General features: G+C 46.6%; 3 protein-coding genes. All 3 read left to right on the top strand.

Annotated features, from left to right (window positions below; genetic code table 11):
* Positions 1-82 precede the first annotated feature (82 nt).
* From ppsA to ppsC, 3 genes are read left to right on the top strand one after another with little or no spacing between them, the layout of a single operon-like run.
* Positions 83-7768 carry a non-ribosomal plipastatin synthetase A involved in synthesis of plipastatin gene (gene ppsA, locus BSU_18340; RefSeq protein ID NP_389716.2) on the top strand — a complete coding sequence of 2562 codons (7686 nt, stop codon included), beginning with the start codon at positions 83-85 and terminating at the stop codon, positions 7766-7768.
* 24 nt (positions 7769-7792) lie between these two features.
* On the top strand, positions 7793-15475 hold the full coding sequence (ppsB, locus tag BSU_18330) for a nonribosomal plipastatin synthetase B involved in synthesis of plipastatin (protein ID NP_389715.1): 7683 nt from the start codon (positions 7793-7795) through the stop codon (positions 15473-15475).
* Between the two features lie 16 nt (positions 15476-15491).
* Positions 15492-23159, top strand: a complete 7668-nt coding sequence (ppsC, locus tag BSU_18320; protein ID NP_389714.1) for a non-ribosomal plipastatin synthetase C involved in synthesis of plipastatin — start codon at positions 15492-15494, stop codon at positions 23157-23159.
* Positions 23160-23163 lie beyond the last annotated feature (4 nt).

Raw genomic sequence — 23163 nt, 5'->3', positions numbered from 1 at the left:
TCATATAATTTCTTTTATTGTCATTTTTCTGCTTTTTTCTACATTTTCTTATCCTCTTATTATGAGAACTGGAGGGAATCCGTTGAGCGAACATACTTATTCTTTAACCCATGCCCAAAGGAGAGTGTGGTTTACCGAACTGCTGGAGCCAGATACCAGCATTTGCAATCTTACAGCTTGTGTGAAATTTAAAGGCAATATTGAGCTTGATACTCTGGAGGGAGCACTGAATCATTCCATCTCCCGCAACGACGCCATTAGATTTCAGCTGTTAGAAGGAGAAGAGCTTGAGCCTCGATTGCACCTTACTGAATATAAATATTATCCACTTAGAATAATTGATTTTTCAAATGTTGAAATGATAGAAATAGAGCAATGGATTCAGGATCAAGCGAGCATTCCATTTAAACTGTTCAACTCGCCTCTTTTTCAATTTTACCTCCTTAGAATTGACTCTCATGAAGTTTGGCTATTTGCGAAATTCCATCATATCATAATGGATGGAATCTCTTTAAATGTGATGGGAAATCAAATTATAGATCTTTATCAAAAAATGAAAAAGAAAGATCCTTTACCTGATCAGCCGGAACCTTCTTACTTGAGCTACATCGAAAAAGAGAGTCAATATCTACAATCTCCACGGTTTGCAAAGGACCGTTTATTTTGGACGCAAACCTTTGAGCACCCGTTGGAATACCACTCGTTAGCCGACCAGACGTCCTTACAAAAACAGAGCACATCTGCATCCAGAGACACCATCATTCTTTCACCTGATCTAGAGCAAACGATTCGAATCTTCTGCGAAGAACACAAGATCAATATCATTTCCTTATTTATGGCTTCATTTTACATATGCATCAGCCGAATCACTTCTAAAAAAGATCTTGCCATTGGCACCTACTATGGCAACAGAGGTTCAAAGGCTGAAAAAGAAATGCTCGGCATGTTCGTTAGTTCCCTTCCAATCAGAATAACGGTTGATCCTGACACAGATTTTCTTTCCTTTGTCCGCACAATAGGCAGGGAACAGCTTTCTGTTATGCGTCATCAACGGTTTCCTTATAATTTGCTTGTAAATGAATTAAGAAATGAACAGAAGGATTTACACAACCTTATCGGTATATCTATGCAGTATCAGCCACTTCAGTGGCACAATGCAGATGATTTTGACTATGAAACAGCGCTTTATTTCAGCGGATACACCGCGAACGAACTTTCAGTTCAAATACAAGAACGGATAGACAATGGAACCATTCAATTAAATTTCGACTATCAAAATACCTTGTTTTCTCTTGAGGATATTAAACGAATACAATCTCATCTGCTTACCATACTGGAAAACGCCCTTAAACATCCGCACAGCTTTATAAGAGAATTAGATATGACGAATACAAGAGAAAAGCAAAAATTGTTGTATGAGTTTAACAAGACGGAAGCTGTTTCGCCTAAAGCTTTCACCCTGCATGGGCTGTTTGAGCGACAGGCAGCTTTCACACCGGAGCGGCTGGCCATTCGCTTTTCAGGCGGTTCGCTGACATACGCTGAGCTTGATATGTACGCCAGCCGGCTGGCTGCGCACCTTGCGGCACGCGGCGTCACAAACGAAAGTATCGTCGGTGTCCTGTCTGAACGCTCACCTGACATGCTGATCGCTGTCCTTGCTGTATTGAAGGCCGGCGGGGCGTATTTGCCGCTTGATCCTGCGTATCCAAAGGAGCGGCTGAGCTACATGCTGAAAGACAGCGGGGCATCGCTCTTGCTGACACAGCCGGGATGCTCCGCACCAAACTTTTCTGGCGAAACGCTTGAAGTGGACATGACATCTCTTGCGAGCGAAAAAGCAGAAAACCATGAGTTTACTCCTGCTGACGGCGGATCTCTCGCCTATGTCATCTATACATCGGGCTCTACCGGGCAGCCGAAAGGAGTGGCCGTTGAGCACCGTCAGGCTGTTTCCTTTCTGACCGGCATGCAGCACCAGTTTCCGCTTTCGGAAGATGACATTGTCATGGTGAAAACCTCTTTTTCCTTTGATGCGTCTGTGTGGCAGCTGTTTTGGTGGTCGCTTTCCGGTGCTTCGGCGTATCTGCTTCCGCCCGGCTGGGAGAAAGACTCCGCATTGATCGTACAAGCCATTCATCAGGAAAACGTGACAACGGCTCATTTTATTCCGGCTATGCTGAACAGCTTTCTCGATCAAGCGGAAATCGAAAGGCTGAGTGACAGGACAAGCCTAAAGCGTGTATTCGCCGGAGGTGAACCGCTTGCGCCGCGTACGGCAGCCCGTTTTGCTTCTGTATTGCCGCAGGTATCATTAATCCATGGTTACGGGCCGACAGAAGCAACGGTAGACGCGGCATTTTACGTATTGGATCCAGAACGGGACAGGGATCGTTTGCGGATTCCGATTGGGAAGCCCGTACCTGGTGCGCGTTTGTATGTTTTAGATCCGCATTTAGCCGTACAGCCTTCCGGTGTCGCCGGCGAACTGTACATTGCCGGAGCGGGTGTTGCCAGAGGTTATTTGAATCGGCCGGCATTAACGGAGGAGCGTTTTCTTGAAGACCCGTTTTACCCGGGGGAACGCATGTACAAAACCGGGGATGTGGCGCGCTGGCTCCCTGACGGGAATGTTGAATTCCTCGGGCGCACGGATGATCAGGTAAAAATCCGCGGCTACCGGATTGAGCCGGGAGAAATTGAAGCGGCACTAAGAAGCATAGAAGGCGTAAGAGAGGCGGCTGTTACCGTACGGACAGACAGCGGGGAGCCGGAATTATGCGCTTATGTAGAAGGGCTCCAAAGAAACGAAGTGCGTGCACAGCTTGAGAGACTGTTGCCGGGCTACATGGTCCCAGCCTATATGATAGAGATGGAACAGTGGCCGGTTACGCCAAGCGGAAAGCTCGACCGAAACGCCCTGCCAGCTCCTGGCGGAGCGGCAGATGCGGAGACCTACACGGCGCCGAGAAACGTGACTGAGATGAAGCTTTCTCAGCTGTGGGAGGACGTGCTGAAAAATGGCCCTGTCGGGATTCACGACAACTTTTTTGACCGCGGGGGACATTCCTTAAAAGCAACGGCGCTTGTCTCACGGATCGCCAAAGAATTCGATGTACAGGTGCCGCTAAAAGATGTGTTTGCCCATCCGACAGTAGAAGGACTGGCTACCGTTATCCGTGAAGGAACGGACAGTCCATATGAAGCGATTAAGCCCGCTGAAAAACAGGAAACCTATCCGGTTTCCTCTGCCCAAAAGCGGATTTATGTCCTTCAGCAGCTGGAGGACGGAGGGACAGGCTACAATATGCCGGCTGTGTTAGAGCTCGAAGGGAAGCTCAACCCTGAAAGGATGGAGAGAGCTTTCAAAGAGCTGATCAAGCGCCACGAGTCGCTTCGGACCTCCTTCGAACAGGACGCAGGAGGCGATCCGGTGCAGCGCATCCATGACGAGGTGCCGTTTACGTTACAGACTACAGTTCTCGGCGAACGAACCGAACAGGAGGCCGCAGCCGCATTTATCAAACCGTTTGATCTCAGCCAAGCGCCGCTGTTCCGTGCCCAAATCGTAAAGATATCAGATGAGCGGCACCTGTTGCTGGTTGATATGCATCACATCATTTCAGACGGTGTTTCCGTCAACATTCTGATTCGGGAATTCGGCGAGCTGTACAATAATCGGAATCTTCCGGCACTGCGCATTCAATATAAAGATTATGCCGTATGGCGAGAAGGATTCAAAACAGGAGACGCGTACAAAACGCAAGAGGCGTACTGGCTGAAGCAGCTCGAGGGCGAGCTGCCTGTGCTGGATCTTCCGGCTGATCATGCCCGCCCGCCGGTGCGAAGCTTCGCGGGTGACAAGGTCTCATTTACGCTGGATCAAGAGGTTGCATCAGGCCTTCACAAGCTGGCACGTGAAAACGGAAGCACACTGTACATGGTGCTTCTTGCGGCTTACACCGCGTTCTTGTCACGCTTAAGCGGACAGGAAGATATCATCGTCGGCTCGCCAATTGCCGGCCGGCCGCACAAGGATCTTGAGCCGATACTCGGCATGTTTGTGAACACGCTGGCGCTTCGGACGCGCCCGGAGGGCGGGAAGCCATTCGTACAGTATTTGCAGGAAGTGCGTGAGACAGCATTGGAAGCCTTTGAGCACCAGGATTACCCGTTCGAAGAGCTTGTCGATAAGCTTGAATTGACACGAGATATGAGCCGGAACCCAGTGTTTGATGCGATGTTTATCCTTCAAAATGTGGAAAAACAAGACATAGATCTGAGAGAAATAAAAGTCCGGCCTGCCAATTTCGCACATCACATTTCCTTATTTGATATCACATTAATAGCTACGGAAATAAGTGGATCTATTTGCTGCGAAATGGAATTTAGTACAGAAGTATTCCTGAAAGCTACGATTGAACGCTGGGCTGATCATTTTATCGAATTTCTGCATGAGGCACTTTCAACTCCTGAAACAAGCCTTGCACAAATAAACATACTTAGTGATAAAGAAAAACAAAAAATAGTCTTTGAATTTAACAAAACTCAAGTTGAATTTGCTCAAAAAGATATTCCTTTTCATCGCATATTTGAAGCGAAAGCTGAAGAAAATCCAGAACATATAGCTGTTATTGATAACGAAACAGAGATTAGCTATCGCCTTCTAAATGAAAGAGCCAATCGTCTGGCACGAACATTGCAAAACAGAAAAGGACCGAAGCCAACTGTGGCTGTTTTAGCCAAGCGGTCCATCGATGCAATTGTTGGAGTTCTGGCAGTGATGAAAGCTGGCGGAGTGTATATCCCAATCGATGCACATTATCCAAAAGCTCGTATTGAATACATTCTTCGTGATAGCGGGGCAGATATTCTTCTTTTACAGAGAGAGTTGAAGCATTTGATTTCGAACTCGCCTGAATCTGAGATGTCTCACATCTTCCTTGACGATGAGGGCTCTTTTGAAGAAAGTAACTGCAACCTTAACTTATCTCCTGCTCCTGAAGAGCCGGTATATATCATTTATACGTCAGGAACGACGGGTGCGCCTAAAGGTGTTATTGTCACCTATCAGAACTTTACTCATGCTGCTCTTGCTTGGCGTCAAATTTATGAACTGGATCGGAAGCCTGTCAGACTGCTTCAAATCGCGAGCTTTTCATTCGATGTCTTCTCAGGAGATTTGGCGAGAACATTGACCAACGGCGGGACTCTAATCGTTTGCCCAGATGAAACACGGCTGGAACCTGCTGAAATATATAAAATCATTAAATCTCAGAGAATCACGGTGATGGAGTCGACACCGGCTCTCATTATCCCGGTGATGGAGTATGTATACCGTAACCAGTTCAAGCTTCCTGACTTAGACATACTGATTCTTGGTTCCGACATGGTGAAAGCTCAAGATTTCAAAACATTGACAGATCGCTTTGGCCAAAGCATGCGCATCATTAATAGCTATGGTGTCACAGAGGCAACCATTGATTCGAGTTTCTATGAAACCAGTATGGGTGGAGAGTGTACGGGAGATAACGTACCAATCGGCAGCCCGCTGCCGAATGTACACATGTACGTACTCAGCCAGACTGATCAAATTCAGCCGATCGGTGTTGCCGGCGAGCTGTGCATCGGCGGGGCAGGTGTTGCGAAAGGCTATCATCATAAACCTGACTTAACGCAAATGAAATTTACAGAAAATCCATTTGTCTCTGGAGAAAGGCTGTACAGAACCGGTGATCGAGCATGCTGGCTTCCAAACGGAACGATCCGGCTTCTTGGCCGAATGGATTATCAAGTAAAGATAAATGGATACAGAATTGAAACAGAAGAAATTGAAAGTGTTCTGCTTCAAACGGGGCTTGTCAGAGAAGCTGCTGTTGCCGTTCAGCATGATAAAAATGGACAGGCTGGTTTGGCAGCATATATTGTGCCTTCAGACGTCAATACGAATGCTCTCCGTGCTGCTTTAACAAAGGAACTGCCAGCGTATATGATTCCTGCATATCTGATTCCTTTAGTAAACATGCCGCTGACCCTAAACGGAAAGCTGGACAGAAATGCCTTGCCGGCTCCAAATAATGTGTTATCGCGTCCATATACCGCACCAGTTAACGACTTACAAAAAACGATGGCGTATATATGGGAAGATGTACTGAGCATGTCACGAGTCGGCATTCACGATTCCTTTTTTGAGCTTGGCGGAGACTCAATTAAAGCATTACAAGTGGCAGCACGTCTGGCAGCTGAAGGCTGGAGCATGACAATACGCGACTTATTCCGTTATTCAACGATTCAGGAACTATGCGGACATATCACACCATTGGCATCTCAAGCGGACCAGGGACCTGCGGAAGGTGAAGCTGAACTCACCCCGATTCAGCGAAGATTTTTCGGACAGGTACATGCTTTTCACTATCATTACAACCAGTCCGTCATGCTTTTCAGTGAAAAAGGATTCAATGCTAACGCGCTTCATCTAGCGCTGCGTAAAATAACCGAGCATCATGATGCCATTCGCATGATTTTCCAACGTGACCAAAACGGCCATGTCATTCAGTTTAATCGCGGAATCAATCACAAGGATCATGAACTGTTTGGCCTTTATATTTCAGATTGGACAAAAGCATCGCTGGAAAGGGCTCATCTTGATGAAAAACTTGCCGCTGAGGAAACCGTCATTCAAAGCAAAATGAATGTAGAAAAAGGGCCCTTACTGCAAGCAGGTTTGTTTAAAACGGCAGAAGGGGATCATTTGCTGATTGCACTTCATCATCTTGTGATAGATGGCGTTTCTTGGAGAATTCTGCTTGAGGATTTAGCTGCAGCATATCAACAGGCTTTAGAAAAGAAAGAAATCCAATTACCGCCAAAAACGGATTCTTATTTATCCTACGCCGATGGTCTTACCCAAATAGCTGAAAGTAAACAATTGCTTTCAGAGAAAACGTATTGGCAAACGATTTTAGACGCTCACACTGCTTTTCTTCCTAAGGACATAGAAAATGTGCCAGACAAACTCCAAATGAACAGCGACGCAGCAGCGTTTGTACTATCCGGGGACTGGACTGAAAAATTGCTGTTTGAAACCCAGCAAGCCTATGGTACTGATGCCAACGAACTTTTGCTTACGGCTTTAGGAATGGCGCTTTCTGAATGGACTGGGCATGACCAAATCGTGATCAGCACTGAGGGACACGGTAGAGAAGGGCATGTGCCAAACATTGATATTTCAAGGACAGTTGGATGGTTTACCTCCATTTATCCTATTCTGCTAGACATGGGTATTCCCGAGCCTTTCGAGGATCAGCTCGCATACCGAATTAAGACGACAAAAGATATGCTGAGAAGAGTACCGAACAAAGGAACTGGATACGGATTGTTAACACACATAGGAGAACTGCGGCATAAAGAGCCTGAGGTCAGCTTTAATTATCTCGGTCAATTTAGCGAAGAGAAGGAAGTTGAAACGTTTCAATTATCATATTACCAGCCCCGTTACGAAATAGCGGGTGAGAGAGAACGAGAGTATGAGCTGGACATCAATGCTCTCATTACGGACGGACGGCTTCACGTAAAAGCGGTATACACCCAAGTGTTCAGCAAACACTCAATTGAGTGCTTTATGGATCGTTTTCACAGGCATCTTATCGAGACGATTGAGCATTGTTCGCAGAAAAAAGCACGCGAAAAAACATTGAGCGATTTCAGCAATAAAGAATTAACGTTGTCTGCATTATCTAGCATCGAAGATCTCGTGAAAGATCTTTAACTTTTGAAAAGGTGTGTGGAATTGATGGCACAATCGGCACAAATTCAAGATATTTATCCGTTATCGCACATGCAGGAAGGAATGCTGTTTCATTCACTAATGGATTTCAGCTCGAAAGCATATATCGAACAGACCTCGTTTACGATCACAGGGAATCTATGCGTCGACTCGTTTCAAAAGAGCTTAAACCTTCTTGTTTCTAGATATGATATTTTCAGAACGATTTTCATTAAAGAAGTACCAGATCTTACAGGTCCGCAGCAGGTAGTTCTATCAAACCGTGAATTGACAGTATATAGAGAAGATATTTCTCGCCTGGCTGATCAAGAACAGCAGACGCTGATTGATGCTTTTATGACTAAGGATCGGGAAAAAGGATTTGATTTGCAAAAAGATCCTTTAATGCGTCTTGCCCTTTTTGATAGAGGAGACAGCCAATATACATGTGTCTGGACACATCACCATATCATCATGGATGGGTGGTGTCTCGGCATTATTCTTAAAGAGTTTTTCAGCATGTATGATTCGCTCAAAAATAACTCACCTGTACAGCTTGGCAGCACGGTGCCGTACAGCCGTTATATTGAATGGCTCGGAGAACAAGATCAAGAAGAGACTGCTGCCTACTGGAGCGAATATTTGAAGGAGTACGGCAATACTGCTTCTATTCCCCGAATAAAGCGCCGCACGGCAGACGGGAATTATAAAGCCGACCAGGTCAGCTTTTCATTAGCGCCGGATATGGTTGAGAAACTGACAGAGGCTGCCCAAAACTGGGGAGTGACATTAAACACGCTGTTTATGAGTATTTGGGGCGTGCTGCTCCATCGATATAATGCTGCAGATGATGCCGTTTTTGGCTCCGTCATTTCGGGACGCCCGTCAGCGATTGACGGGATTGAATCAATGGTCGGTTTGTTTATCAATACTGTTCCAGTGCGAATCCGATCTGCGGAAGGCATAACATTTTCTTCGCTGGTCAAAGCCGTGCAGGAGGATATTTTATCATCTGAACAGCATGGGTATTATCCGCTTTATGAGATTCAAAACCATAGTCCATTGAAGCAAGGGTTGATCGATCATATTTTTGTTTTTGAAAATTACCCTGTACAGCTTCATCAGGCATTAAGCGTGGAGAGTGAAAATGACGAAGGCGCTCTGAAGCTGAGTGACATTTCAATGTCGGAACAAACCAATTACGACTTTAATATCGTTATCGTTCCGGGAGAATCATTTTATATCAAATTCAGCTACAACGCAGACGTTTACGAGCGGGAGGAGATGCTGAGGATTCAGGGGCATCTAAAGCAAGCACTGGATTGCATTTTGACAAATCCCGATGTTGCCGTCAGTGACATCAATATCGTGCCGCCGGAGGAGCAACAGGTTATCCAATTGTTTAACGAAACTGAGCGTCCTTATGTGAACAAAACGATACCCCAATTGTTTGAGGAACAAGCTCACAAAACACCTGAAGCTGCTGCATTGAAAATGGGAAACGAGTGCTGGACCTATCGCCAGTTACAAGTAAGAGCCAATCAGATTGCGCACGCCCTGATAGAAAAAGGCGTTGGATCTGGGGATATCGTTGCTGTAATGATGGGCCGGTCAATGGAAATGCCTGCAGCTCTGCTTGGGATTTGGAAAGCAGGCGGCGCTTATATGCCGCTTGATCCACATTTTCCAGCAGAACGTCTTTCTTTTCTTCTGAAGGACAGTCAAGCGGCTCAATTGCTGATAGAAGAAGACCTTATTTCCTTGATCCCTCCGTCCTATGAAGGAAATACGATAACGATAGAACATACAGAAAGTTACCAAACAGAAGCGCCAAATATGCCGCCAGGTGATCTAGCCTACTTGATCTATACGTCGGGAACGACGGGGCGCCCTAAAGGGGTTTTAGTTGATCATCACGGTATTGCCAATACATTGCAATGGAGACGGGAAGAGTATAGCATGACCGAACAGGATATATCCCTCCATTTGTTTTCGTACGTGTTTGACGGCTGTGTAACGAGCTTATTTACCCCGCTTTTATCTGGTGCGTGCGTACTGCTGACAACAGATGACGAAGCGAAGGATGTGCTGGCCCTTAAGCGAAAAATAGCCCGTTATAAGGTCAGCCACATGATCATTGTTCCTTCCCTGTACAGGGTGTTATTGGAAGTGATGACTGCTGACGATGCAAAAAGTCTTCGTATTGTGACATTTGCGGGTGAAGCGGTCACGCCTGATCTGCTTGAGTTGAATCAAATAATTTGTCCTTCTGCTGAACTGGCAAATGAATACGGGCCCACAGAAAACAGTGTGGCAACAACAATATTGCGGCATCTGAATAAAAAAGAGAGGATCACGATCGGACACCCGATCAGAAACACAAAAGTATTTGTTTTGCACGGAAATCAAATGCAGCCGATCGGCGCGGCGGGTGAACTGTGTATTTCCGGCGCGGGTCTTGCGAGAGGATACTACAAACAGCAAGAGCTGACACAGAAAGCATTCTCCGATCATCCATTCCTTGAAGGGGAGCGTTTATACCGAACAGGTGATGCAGGCCGCTTTTTGCCTGATGGAACGATTGAATATATTGGACGTTTTGATGATCAAGTGAAAATTAGGGGTTATCGTATTGAACTGAGAGAGATTGAAACAGTTCTTCGACAAGCACCGGGGGTAAAAGAAGCAGCGGTACTGGCCCGTGATGTTTCTGCTGAGGAAAAGGAGCTCGTTGCTTATATCGTTCCGGAAAAGGGAAACAGCCTCCCAGATTTGTATCAGCATCTTGCCGGGACATTGCCGTCCTATATGATCCCAGCAAGTATTATCAACATCAGCCAGATGCCATTAACATCCAGCGGCAAGCTTGACAGGTTTGCGCTTCCTGAACCAGAAAACAATACGAGTGTCACATATATGGCGCCCCGAACCTTAATCGAAGCTGATCTCGCACATATTTGGGAAGATGTGCTGAATAAACAGCACATCGGCATTCGTGATGATTTCTTTCAGTTAGGCGGACAGTCCTTAAAAGCGGCCGCACTGGTATCAAGAATACATAAAAAGCTTAATGTCGAGCTGCCGCTCAGTGAGGTGTTTTCTTATCCGACGGTTGAAAGCATGGCGGTCAAATTGATGAGCTTAAAAGAACACGCTTTTACACAGATTGAACCTGCGGATCAAAGAGATGTCTATCCGCTGTCTTTCTCGCAAAAACGATTATATGCTCTTCATCAGCTGGCAGATGACAGCACAGGCTACAACATGCCAGCTGTACTTGAATTACGCGGAAATCTGAATCGCCAGCGGTTGAGAAGCGTTCTCACAGAACTTGTGAATCGGCATGAAGCATTACGGACTGTTTTTGTGCTTGACAGAGACGAGCCTGTGCAGATCATTTATCCAGAGATGGCTTTTGATCTAAAAGAGCTTGAAATGGAATCAGAACAAATGCTTGAGTCTGCAATCGAGACCTTTATCAAACCGTTTTATCTATCATCCGGTCCGCTTTTTAGAGCATGTGTCATTACAATGGGCAATAATCGCGGCTTTTTGCTGCTCGATATGCACCATATTATTGCCGACGGTGTCTCGATGAGCACTCTTGTCCAAGAATTTACTGACTTATATTGCGGAAAAGAGTTGCCAGCTTTAAACCTGCATTATAAGGATTTTGCTGTTTGGCAGCAAGAGAAGCACCCGAAAGAGCTATACAAAAAACAGGAGGCCTACTGGCTCGGTCAGCTTGGCGGGAGTCTTCCTACACTAGAATTACCGCTTGATAAAACAAGGCCGCGTCTCCCTGATTTCAGGGGTGGAACAATTGAAGTCAACATTGATAAAGACATGGCTGATGAACTGCACCGTTTAATGGCTGAAACGGGAACAACATTGTATATGATTCTTCTGGCTGTCTATTCTATTTTGTTATCTAAGCTAAGCGGGCAAGAGGATATTGTTGTCGGTTCGCCTGCTGCCGGAAGACCGCACGCTGATCTGGAGCGCGTCATCGGAATGTTCGTCAATACATTGGCGATGCGCAGCAAGCCCGAGGGCCACAAAACGTTCAGCTCCTATTTGCATGACATTCGCCACCTGGCTCTGACCGCTTACGAGCATCAGGATTATCCTTTTGAGGAGCTGGCAGATAAGCTCGATACAAATCGAGAGGTAAATCGCAACCCGCTGTTCGATGCGATGCTTGTGCTTCAAAGCAGTGAAGATTTCCGGTTCGAAGTGCCTGGTCTGTCGATTTCGTCTGTCACTCCTAAACATGATATATCTAAATTCGATTTAACATTACATGCTGAGGAGCATCTGAGTGGAATACGCTGCCGTTTTGAATACAGCACTGCTCTTTTTGAAGAAGAAACCATTACGCAGTGGGCATCCTATTTTATTGAATTGGTAAAAGGGGTAACGGCGGATACTGAGATGAGAATTTCGAACATGCAATTGCTTCCTGCTGCAGAGCGTAGGTTACTCCTTGAAAAAATGGGGCAGTATGCAGCTTATCCGAGAAATGAAAACATAGTAAGCTTATTTGAAAAGCAAGTAGCTCAGTATCCGGAGCATATCGCAGTGGTGTGCGGCCATTCTCAGCTTACGTATCGAGACCTGAATGAAAAAGCCGAGCGGGCAGCTGCTATGCTGATCAAACAAGGGGTCAGAACTGGCGATATCGTCGGTCTGATGCTCGATCGGTCACCTGATATGATCATTGGCGTTTTATCGATTTTAAAAGCTGGCGGGGCCTATTTGCCGATTGATCCTGAATATCCCAAGGAGCGTATTAGCTTTATGCTCAATGACAGCGGAGCAAAACTGCTGCTGACAGAGCGCGGTCTAAACAAACCTGCAGACTACACCGGGCATATTTTGTATATCGATGAATGTGAAAACAACTCAATTCCGGCTGATGTAAACATTGAAGAAATAGTAACGGATCAGCCCGCATACGTGATATACACATCTGGAACGACTGGTCAGCCAAAGGGAGTCATTGTCGAGCACCGCAATGTGATCAGTCTCTTGAAGCATCAAAACCTGCCTTTTGAATTTAACCATGAAGACGTCTGGACGTTATTTCATTCTTATTGCTTTGATTTCTCTGTATGGGAGATGTTCGGTGCGTTATTGAACGGAAGTACATTAGTCGTGGTCTCTAAAGAAACAGCCCGTGACCCCCAAGCATTCCGATTATTGTTAAAAAAAGAGCGCGTCACTGTACTCAATCAGACCCCGACTGCTTTTTACGGCTTGATGCTTGAAGACCAAAATCATACAGATCATTTAAACATCCGCTATGTGATTTTTGGCGGCGAAGCCTTACAGCCCGGATTGCTTCAAAGCTGGAATGAAAAATATCCTCATACTGATTTGATTAATATGTACGGTATTACAGAAACAACGGTCCATGTAACATTCAAAAAATTGTCCGCAGCAGACATTGCAAAAAATAAAAGCAATATCGGCCGGCCTCTTTCTACTCTGCAGGCTCATGTGATGGATGCCCATATGAACCTGCAGCCGACCGGAGTTCCAGGGGAGCTGTATATAGGCGGCGAAGGTGTGGCACGGGGATATCTCAACAGAGATGAGCTGACCGCTGACCGTTTTGTATCCAATCCTTATCTTCCGGGAGACAGATTATACCGAACAGGAGATCTTGCTAAGCGCCTGTCAAATGGCGAGCTGGAATACTTAGGCCGCATTGATGAGCAGGTGAAAGTCAGAGGGCACCGTATTGAGTTAGGCGAAATCCAAGCGGCACTTCTTCAGTATCCAATGATTAAAGAGGCGGCTGTCATTACCAGAGCAGACGAGCAAGGGCAAACAGCTATATATGCATATATGGTGATAAAAGATCAACAGGCTGCGAATATATCAGACATCCGAACTTACCTAAAAAACGCCTTGCCTGACTTTATGCTGCCTGCCCGTATGATACAAATTGACAGCATCCCGGTGACTGTTAATGGAAAGCTCGATCAGAAAGCCCTGCCAGAGCCTGAAAAACAAGCTTATACAGCTGATGATATCAGTCCTAGAAATGAGATTGAAACGGTGATGGCTGAAATTTGGGAAGAGCTTCTTAATGTAGATGAGCTGGGTGTAAGCGCCAATTTCTTTAAGCTTGGCGGAGACTCTATTAAAGCGCTGCAGGTTTGTGCCAGACTGAAGCAGCGCGGATTTGAAACGACAGTACGTGAGATGTTTGAACATCAGACTCTTGGTGAACTGTCCGCCCGGGTTCGAAAAGACGTACGCGCCATTGACCAAGGCCCGGTCGAAGGCGAGATTACTTGGACACCTATCCAGCAGTGGTTTTTCTCGCAATCTCTGGAAAGCCATCATTTTAACCAATCCGTTATGATCTACCGGGCTGAACGATTTGATGAGGCTGCGCTTAGAAAAGTACTAAAAAGCCTTGTGACTCATCATGATGCACTGAGAATCGTATGCCGGCATGAAGATGGCAGGCAAGTGCAGATAAACAGAGGGATAGATCTTTCAGATGAGGAGCTATATGCACTTGAACTGTTTGATGTAAAGGATAGCCTAACAGAAGCCCGGAACACGATTGAGGAAGCAGCCAGCCGGATGCAAGAACATATTCGTTTGGAAACCGGCCCCTTACTTCACGCTGGATTGTTTAGAACCGAGAATGGTGACCATTTATTTCTAACGATTCATCACTTAGTTGTTGATGCGGTTTCTTGGCGCATTTTGTTTGAGGATTTTTCAACAGCTTACAAACAGGCAGTCTCAGGAGAATCTATTAAACTGCCGCAAAAAACAGATTCATATTTAACGTATTCACAAAGAATAGCTGACTACTCTATAAGCCGCCAGGTGCAGCGCGAAGCAGCGTACTGGGATGAGTGCGAGAACCGTCACATCCAGCCTATTCCAAAAGACAATGACGCAGCATCTAACACATTCAAAGATACAGAAGTGATTGATTTTGAGCTATCTCGCCATCACACAGAATTACTATTAACGGCTGCACATAAAGCTTACAGCACGGAGATGAATGATATCCTTCTGACAGCTTTAGGTCTTGCTTTGCAGAAATGGACGGGAAATAACCAATTTAAAATCAGCATGGAGGGCCATGGAAGGGAATCATATCTTGAGGACATCGATATTAGCAGAACTGTTGGCTGGTTCACCTCCATTTATCCTGTGTGGCTTGATATGAGAGATTCCGATCATAAGGACAAAGAAGAGCGGCTGGGCCACCTTATTAAACAGACAAAAGATATGCTGCACCGTATACCGCATAAAGGCGCGGGCTACGGCGTGCTGAAATATATCAGCAAAAGATGGGGCTCTCAGAAAAACAGCCCAGAAATCAGCTTTAATTATTTAGGCCAGTTTGATCAGGATATTCAATCAAATGCCTTTGAGGTGTCTGACATCAAGCCAGGAAATGAGATCAGCCCGAACTGGGAGCGTCCTTATGCACTGGATATCAGCGGCGCCGTTTCTTCGGGGTGCCTGAACATGCACATCATCTATAACAGGTTTCAATTTGAGGAAAAAACAATCCAAACATTTTCCAGGCATTTTAAACAGACTCTGGAAAACATCATTGAGCATTGTACCGGCAAAGAAAACCAAGAGTGGAGCGCATCTGATTTCACTGATGAAGACTTAACGCTTGATGAATTGAGTGAGATCATGGGAGCCGTCAACAAACTATAGGAGAGGAGATTCACTGATGCCGCAGCAACCTGAAATACAGGATATATACCCTTTGTCATTTATGCAGGAAGGGATGCTTTTTCACTCACTGTATGATGAACAGTCGAGAGCTTATTTTGAACAGGCTTCTTTTACGATCCATGGACAGCTTGACTTGGAGCGTTTCCAAAAAAGTATGGATGCTGTTTTTGACAGGTACGATATCTTTCGAACAGCATTCATCTATAAAAATGTAGCCAAACCTCGTCAAGTCGTGCTCAAGCAACGTCATTGCCCTATTCATATTGAAGATATTTCCCATCTCAATGAAAGGGATAAAGAACATTGTACCGAGGCATTCAAAGAGCAGGACAAATCCAAAGGCTTTGATCTCCAAACGGATGTACTGATGAGAATATCTATTTTAAAATGGGCGCCTGATCATTATGTCTGTATCTGGAGCCACCATCATATTTTAATGGATGGCTGGTGTTTAGGCATCGTCATTAAAGACTTTCTCCATATTTATCAAGCGCTGGGTAAAGGCCAGCTTCCTGATTTGCCTCCCGTACAGCCGTACGGGACGTATATTAAATGGCTGATGCAGCAAGATCGTGAAGAAGCAGCTGAGTACTGGAAAAAGAGGCTTCAGCATTTCGAAAAATCTACACCCCTGCCGAAAAGAACAGATCAAATTCCGAATGGGACACTACAGCAGATCACGTTTGCCATTCCCGAAAAAGAAACCGCCGAATTACAGAAAATCGCAGCAGCTTCTGGTGCGACACTAAACACTGTTTTCCAAGCTTTATGGGGGATTATGCTTCAAAAGGTCAATCGCAGCAGCGATGCTGTGTTCGGTTCAGTTATATCAGGCAGACCTTCTGAGCTAAAAGATGTGGAAAACATGGTCGGGCTTTTTATCAATACCATTCCTATTCGAGCCCAAAGTGATTCTCTGTCTTTTTCTGACCTAGTCAGGAGAATGCAAAAGGACATGAATGAGGCAGAAGCCTATAGTTACTTTCCCTTGTATGATATTCAGGCGCAGAGTGCTCTAAAGCAAGAGTTGATCGATCATATTATCGTCTTTGAAAATACACCTACCCAGCAAGAGATCGAAGAGCTGAATCAAGCGGGGTCATTTGATTTCTCCGTCAAAGATTTTGAGATGGAAGAGGTGACCAATTATAGTTGCAGTGTCAAAGTGATCCCAGGCCGTACCTTGTACGTTCGGATTCATTTTCAGACCAGCGCTTATCAACCAAGCATGATGTCCGAAATAAAAGATTATTTGCTGCACATGGTCTCTGACGTCATCTCTGATCCATCTCTTCCTGTGTCAAAGATGACGTTGCTAGATGAGGACAAAACACGGAAAATCGTTTCTCAAAATAACAGGACAGTATCTGTTTCACCTGAAGCCCCAACCCTGCATGGGCTGTTTGAACGACAGGCGGCAGTCACACCGGAGCGGCTGGCCATTCGCTTTTCAGGCGGTTCGCTGACATACGCTGAGCTTGATATGTACGCCAGCCGGCTGGCTGCGCACCTTGCGGCACGCGGCGTCACAAACGAAAGTATCGTCGGTGTCCTGTCTGAACGCTCACCTGACATGCTGATCGCTGTCCTTGCTGTATTGAAGGCCGGAGGGGCGTATTTGCCGCTTGATCCTGCGTATCCAAAGGAGCGGCTGAGCTACATGCTGAAAGACAGCGGGGCATCGCTCTTGCTGACACAGCCGGGATGCTCCGCACCAAACTTTTCTGGCGAAACGCTTGAAGTGGACATGACATCTCTTGAGTGTGAAGAAGTAAAACGTCATGTGTCTGCTTCTGTTAGCGACGGATCTCTCGCCTATGTCATCTATACATCGGGCTCTACCGGGCAGCCGAAAGGAGTGGCCGTTGAGCACCGCCAGGCTGTTTCCTTTCTGACCGGCATGCAGCACCAGTTTCGGCTTTCGGAAGATGACATTGTCATGGTGAAAACCTCTTTTTCCTTTGATGCGTCTGTGTGGCAGCTGTTTTGGTGGGCTCTTTCCGGTGCTTCGGCGTATCTGCTTCCGCCCGGCTGGGAAAAAGACTCCGCATTGATCGTACAAGCCATTCATCAGGAAAACGTGACAACGGCTCATTTTATTCCGGCTATGCTGAACAGCTTTCTCGATCAAGCGGAAATCGAAAGGCTGAGTGACAGGACAAGCCTAAAGCGTGTATTCGCCGGAGGTGAACCGCTTGCGCCGCGTACGGCAGCCCGTTTTGCTTCTGTATTGCCGCAGGTATCATTAATCCATGGCTACGGGCCGACAGAAGCCACGGTAGACGCGGCATTTTACGTGTTAGATCCAGAACGGGACAGAGACCGTTTGCGGATTCCGATTGGGAAGCCCGTACCTGGTGCGCGTTTGTATGTTTTAGATCCGCATTTAGCCGTACAGCCTTCCGGTGTCGCCGGCGAACTATACATTGCCGGAGCGGGTGTTGCCAGAGGTTATTTGAATCGGCCGGCATTAACGGAGGAGCGTTTTCTTGAAGACCCGTTTTACCTGGGGGAACGCATGTACAAAACCGGGGATGTGGCGCGCTGGCTCCCTGACGGGAATGTTGAATTCCTCGGGCGCACGGATGATCAGGTGAAAATCCGCGGCTACCGGATTGAGCCGGGAGAGATTGAAGCGGCACTAAGAAGCATAGAAGGCGTAAGGGAGGCGGCCGTTACCGTACGGACAGACAGCGGCGAGCCGGAATTATGCGCTTATGTAGAAGGGCTCCAAAGAAACGAAGTGCGTGCACAGCTTCAGAGACTGTTGCCGGGCTACATGGTCCCAGCCTATATGATAGAAATGGAACAGTGGCCGGTTACACCAAGCGGAAAGCTCGACCGAAACGCCCTGCCAGCTCCTGGCGGAGCGGCAGATGCGGAGACCTACACGGCGCCGAGAAACGTGACTGAGATGAAGCTTTCTCAGCTGTGGGAGGACGTGCTGAAAAATGGCCCTGTCGGGATTCACGACAACTTTTTTGACCGCGGGGGACATTCCTTAAAAGCAACGGCGCTTGTCTCACGGATCGCCAAAGAATTCGATGTACAGGTGCCGCTAAAAGATGTGTTTGCCCATCCGACGGTAGAAGGACTGGCTACCGTTATCCGTGAAGGAACGGACAGTCCATATGAAGCGATTAAGCCCGCTGAAAAACAGGAAACCTATCCGGTTTCCTCTGCCCAAAAGCGGATTTATGTCCTTCAGCAGCTGGAGGACGGAGGGACAGGCTACAATATGCCGGCTGTGTTAGAGCTCGAAGGGAAGCTCAACCTTGAAAGGATGGACAGAGCTTTCAAAGAGCTGATCAAGCGCCACGAGTCGCTTCGGACCGCCTTCGAACAGGACGCAGGAGGCGACCCGGTGCAGCGCATCCATGACGAGGTGCCGTTTACGTTACAGACTACAGTTCTCGGCGCACGAACCGAAGAGGAGGCCGCAGCCGCATTTATCAAACCGTTTGATCTCAGCCAAGCGCCGCTGTTCCGTGCCCAAATCGTAAAGGTATCAGATGAGCGGCACCTGTTGCTGGTTGATATGCATCACATCATTTCAGACGGTGTTTCCGTCAACATTCTGATTCGGGAATTCGGCGAACTGTACAATAATCGGAAGCTTCCGGCACTGCGCATTCAATATAAAGATTATGCCGTATGGCAAGAAGGATTCAAAACAGGAGACGCGTACAAAACGCAGGGGGCGTACTGGCTGAAGCAGCTCGAGGGCGAGCTGCCTGTGCTGGATCTTCCGGCTGATCATGCCCGCCCGCCGATGCGAAGCTTCGCGGGTGACAAGGTCTCATTTACGCTGGATCAAGAGGTTACATCAGGCCTTTACAAGCTGGCACGAGAAAACGGAAGCACACTGTACATGGTGCTCCTTGCAGCTTACACCGCGTTCTTGTCACGCTTAAGCGGACAGGAAGATATCATCGTCGGCTCGCCAATTGCCGGCCGGCCGCACAAGGATCTTGAGCCGATACTCGGCATGTTTGTGAACACGCTGGCGCTTCGGACGCGCCCGGAGGGCGGGAAGCCGTTTGTACAGTACTTGCAGGAAGTGCGCGAGACAGCAATGGAAGCCTTTGAGCACCAAGATTACCCGTTCGAAGAGCTTGTTGATAAGCTTGAATTGACACGAGATATGAGCAGAAATCCGCTGTTTGACGTAATGTTTGTTCTTCAAAATATGGATCAGGAATCGTTGGAGCTGGATGAACTTTGTCTCAAACCTGCAGCAAACAATGGGCATCAAACGTCCAAATTTGATTTAACCCTATATGCCCAGGAACAGCCCCGCGGTTTGCTGACGTTCCAAATGGAGTTTAGTACTGACTTATATAAGAAAAAAACGATAGAAAAGTGGCTTCAATACTTCAACAATATGTTACTCTCCATCATCAAAGACAACAAAGCCGCTCTCGGAACAATAAATATCCTGAATGAGGATGAGGCCCATTACCTTATCCACGAGCTCAATCGTACAAAAATAGATTATCCAAGAAATGAAACCATCAGCAGACTCTTTGAAATGCAGGCAGAACAAACACCTAATGCTGTAGCAATTGTCAGCGACACCCAAGTATTCACTTACGAGGACCTGAACAGCTGGGCAAATCAAATTGCCTCAGTTCTACAGATAAAGGGCGTAGGGCCTGATAGTGTTGTAGCCTTGTTGACAGGCAGAACACCAGAACTCATTGCAGGAATGCTGGGCATTCTAAAAGCCGGGGGAGCCTATCTGCCTATCGATTCTAATCTGCCTGTTGAACGCATAGCTTATATGCTGTCTGACAGCAGGGCAGCATTACTCCTTCAATCTGAAAAAACAGAAAAACGGCTATTAGGCATTGAATGTGAACAAATCATAATCGAAGATATTCAAAAGCAAGGAGAGGCGAAGAACGTTGAATCTTCAGCAGGGCCCCATTCACTTGCATATATCATTTATACCTCTGGATCAACCGGTAAACCAAAGGGTGTCATGATTGAGCAGCGAAGTGTAATTCGTCTTGTTAAAAACAGCAATTATATTACATTTACACCTGAAGACCGCCTTCTGATGACATCATCAATCGGTTTCGACGTTGGGTCATTTGAAATTTTCGGACCGCTGCTAAATGGTGCCGCTTTGCATCTGTCCGATCAACAAACATTTCTCGATTCCCATCAGCTTAAGAGGTACATAGAACATCAAGGAATCACAACGATTTGGCTGACATCTTCTCTATTCAATCATTTGACAGAGCAAAATGAACAAACATTTTCACAGCTGAAACATTTGATTATTGGCGGAGAAGCTTTGTCGCCGAGCCACGTCAATCGAATCAGAAATGTCTGCCCTGAAGTATCTATATGGAATGGATATGGCCCTACCGAAAATACAACTTTTTCGACATGCCTTCACATTCAAAAAACATATGAACTTTCCATTCCGATCGGGCGGCCGGTTGGTAATTCCACCGCTTTTATCTTAAATCAATGGGGAGTGCTGCAGCCGGTCGGAGCTGTCGGTGAACTTTGTGTCGGCGGAGATGGCGTCGCCAGAGGATATTTGGGCCGTCCTGATTTAACGAAAGAGAAATTTGTCCCACATCCATTTGCACCTGGCGATCGACTGTATCGCACAGGTGATCTGGCGCGCTGGCTTTCCGATGGCACAATTGAGTACGTTGGCCGTATTGATGATCAAGTAAAAGTCAGAGGCTATCGGGTGGAGCTGGGTGAAATCGAAACAGCACTTCGTCAAATAGACGGGGTCAAAGAAGCCGCAGTGTTAGCACGTACAGCCCAGACCGGGAGCAAAGAGCTGTTTGGCTATATCAGCGTAAAAGCAGGCACGAATGCTGAACAAGTGCGTTCTCTTCTCGCGCGTTCGCTGCCAAACTATATGATCCCGGCGTATATCATTGAAATGGAGACTCTTCCGCTCACATCAAACGGCAAATTGAACCGGAAAGCACTGCCTGAACCAGATGTCGCATCTAAACAAACATACATCCCGCCACGCAACGAACTTGAAGAGCAGCTGGCATTGATCTGGCAGGAGGTTCTAGGCATCCAGAGGATCGGAATAGAGGATTCGTTTTTTGAATTGGGCGGAGATTCAATCAAAGCCCTTCAAGTTTCTGCACGCCTTGGGCGCTATGGACTAAGCTTGCAGGTAAGTGATTTATTCCGTCATCCAAAGATAAAGGACTTATCACCATTTATCCGTAAGTCAGAGAGAATCATAGAGCAAGGACCCATTCAGGGTGACGTTCCTTGGACGCCTGTTCAGCAATGGTTTTTTTCACAAGATATTGAAGAAAGACACCATTTCAATCAGTCTGTCATGCTATTCCATTCTGGACGTTTGTCTGAAAACGCCCTTAGACCAGCCTTGAAAAAACTGGCGGAGCATCATGATGCGCTTCGGATGGTTTATCGCAACGATGACAGGCGATGGATTCAAATCAACCAAGGCATTCATGAGTCACAGCTATACAGCTTAAGAATCTCTGATCTTTCACAGTCAGAAAGCGGCTGGGAGACGAAAATCAAACAAGAAGTTGCCGATCTTCAGCAAAGCATCAATTTGCAGGAAGGACCATTGTTGCACGCCGCTTTGTTTAAAACACTGACCGGAGATTACTTGTTCCTTGCGATCCATCACCTTGTCGTTGATGGTGTCTCATGGCGGATTTTGCTGGAGGATTTGTCAGCCGGATATCAACAAGCTGCTGCAGGCCAGACGATCCAGCTTCCGCCTAAAACGGATTCCTACCAGGAATACGCAAGACGCATACAGGAATATGCCCAAAGCAGTAAGCTGATTCGCGAAGAGGCGTATTGGCGAAGTGTAGAAGAACAGCAAGCCGCAGAACTGCCCTATGAAATACCGCATCATGTGAACATCGACTTCAGCAAAAGGGACTCATTAAGCTTTTCACTGACTGAAGCAGACACCGCCGTCTTGCTGCAAAACGTCAATCACGCCTATGGCACAGATACACAAGATATTCTGTTAACCGCAGCATCCTTGGCGATTTGTGAATGGACAGGAGGAAGCAAGCTCCGTATCGCTATGGAAGGACACGGGAGAGAACACATTCTGCCAGAGTTAGATATAAGCAGGACGGTCGGCTGGTTTACATCCATGTACCCGGCCCTCATAAGCTTTGAAAATCATAGGGATGAGCTCGGAACCTCAGTAAAAACCGTTAAAGATACACTGGGCCGGATACCAAACAAAGGGGTAGGTTACGGTATGCTGAAATACCTTACACACCCTGAAAATAAAAGCATTACGTTTTCAAAAACACCTGAAATCAGCTTTAACTATTTGGGCCAGTTCAACGACATCGAAAGACAGGACACCTTCCGCCCATCAAGCCTTGGTAGCGGAAAGGATATCACTCATACATGGAAGCGCGAGCAAATCATCGAGATGAGTGCAATGGCAGCAGACAAAAAGCTCCATTTCAATCTTAGTTATCCGCCAGCCCGCTTTCACAGAAACACAATGGAACAGCTTATTAACAGGATTGAACACTTTTTGCTGGACATTATGAAACACTGCGCCGGTCAACAGAAAGCAGAAAAGACACTGAGCGATTTCAGCAGTCAATCATTAACGGCAGAGGACTTGGACAGCATATCCAGCTTGGTGGAAGAATTGTAGAAAA

Origin of the sequence: Bacillus subtilis subsp. subtilis str. 168 (assembly GCF_000009045.1) — a bacterium.
GTDB classification, from domain to species: domain Bacteria; phylum Bacillota; class Bacilli; order Bacillales; family Bacillaceae; genus Bacillus; species Bacillus subtilis.
The sequence above is the reverse complement of the archived record's forward strand: the minus strand, read 5'-3'. Positions and strand labels throughout refer to the sequence as shown.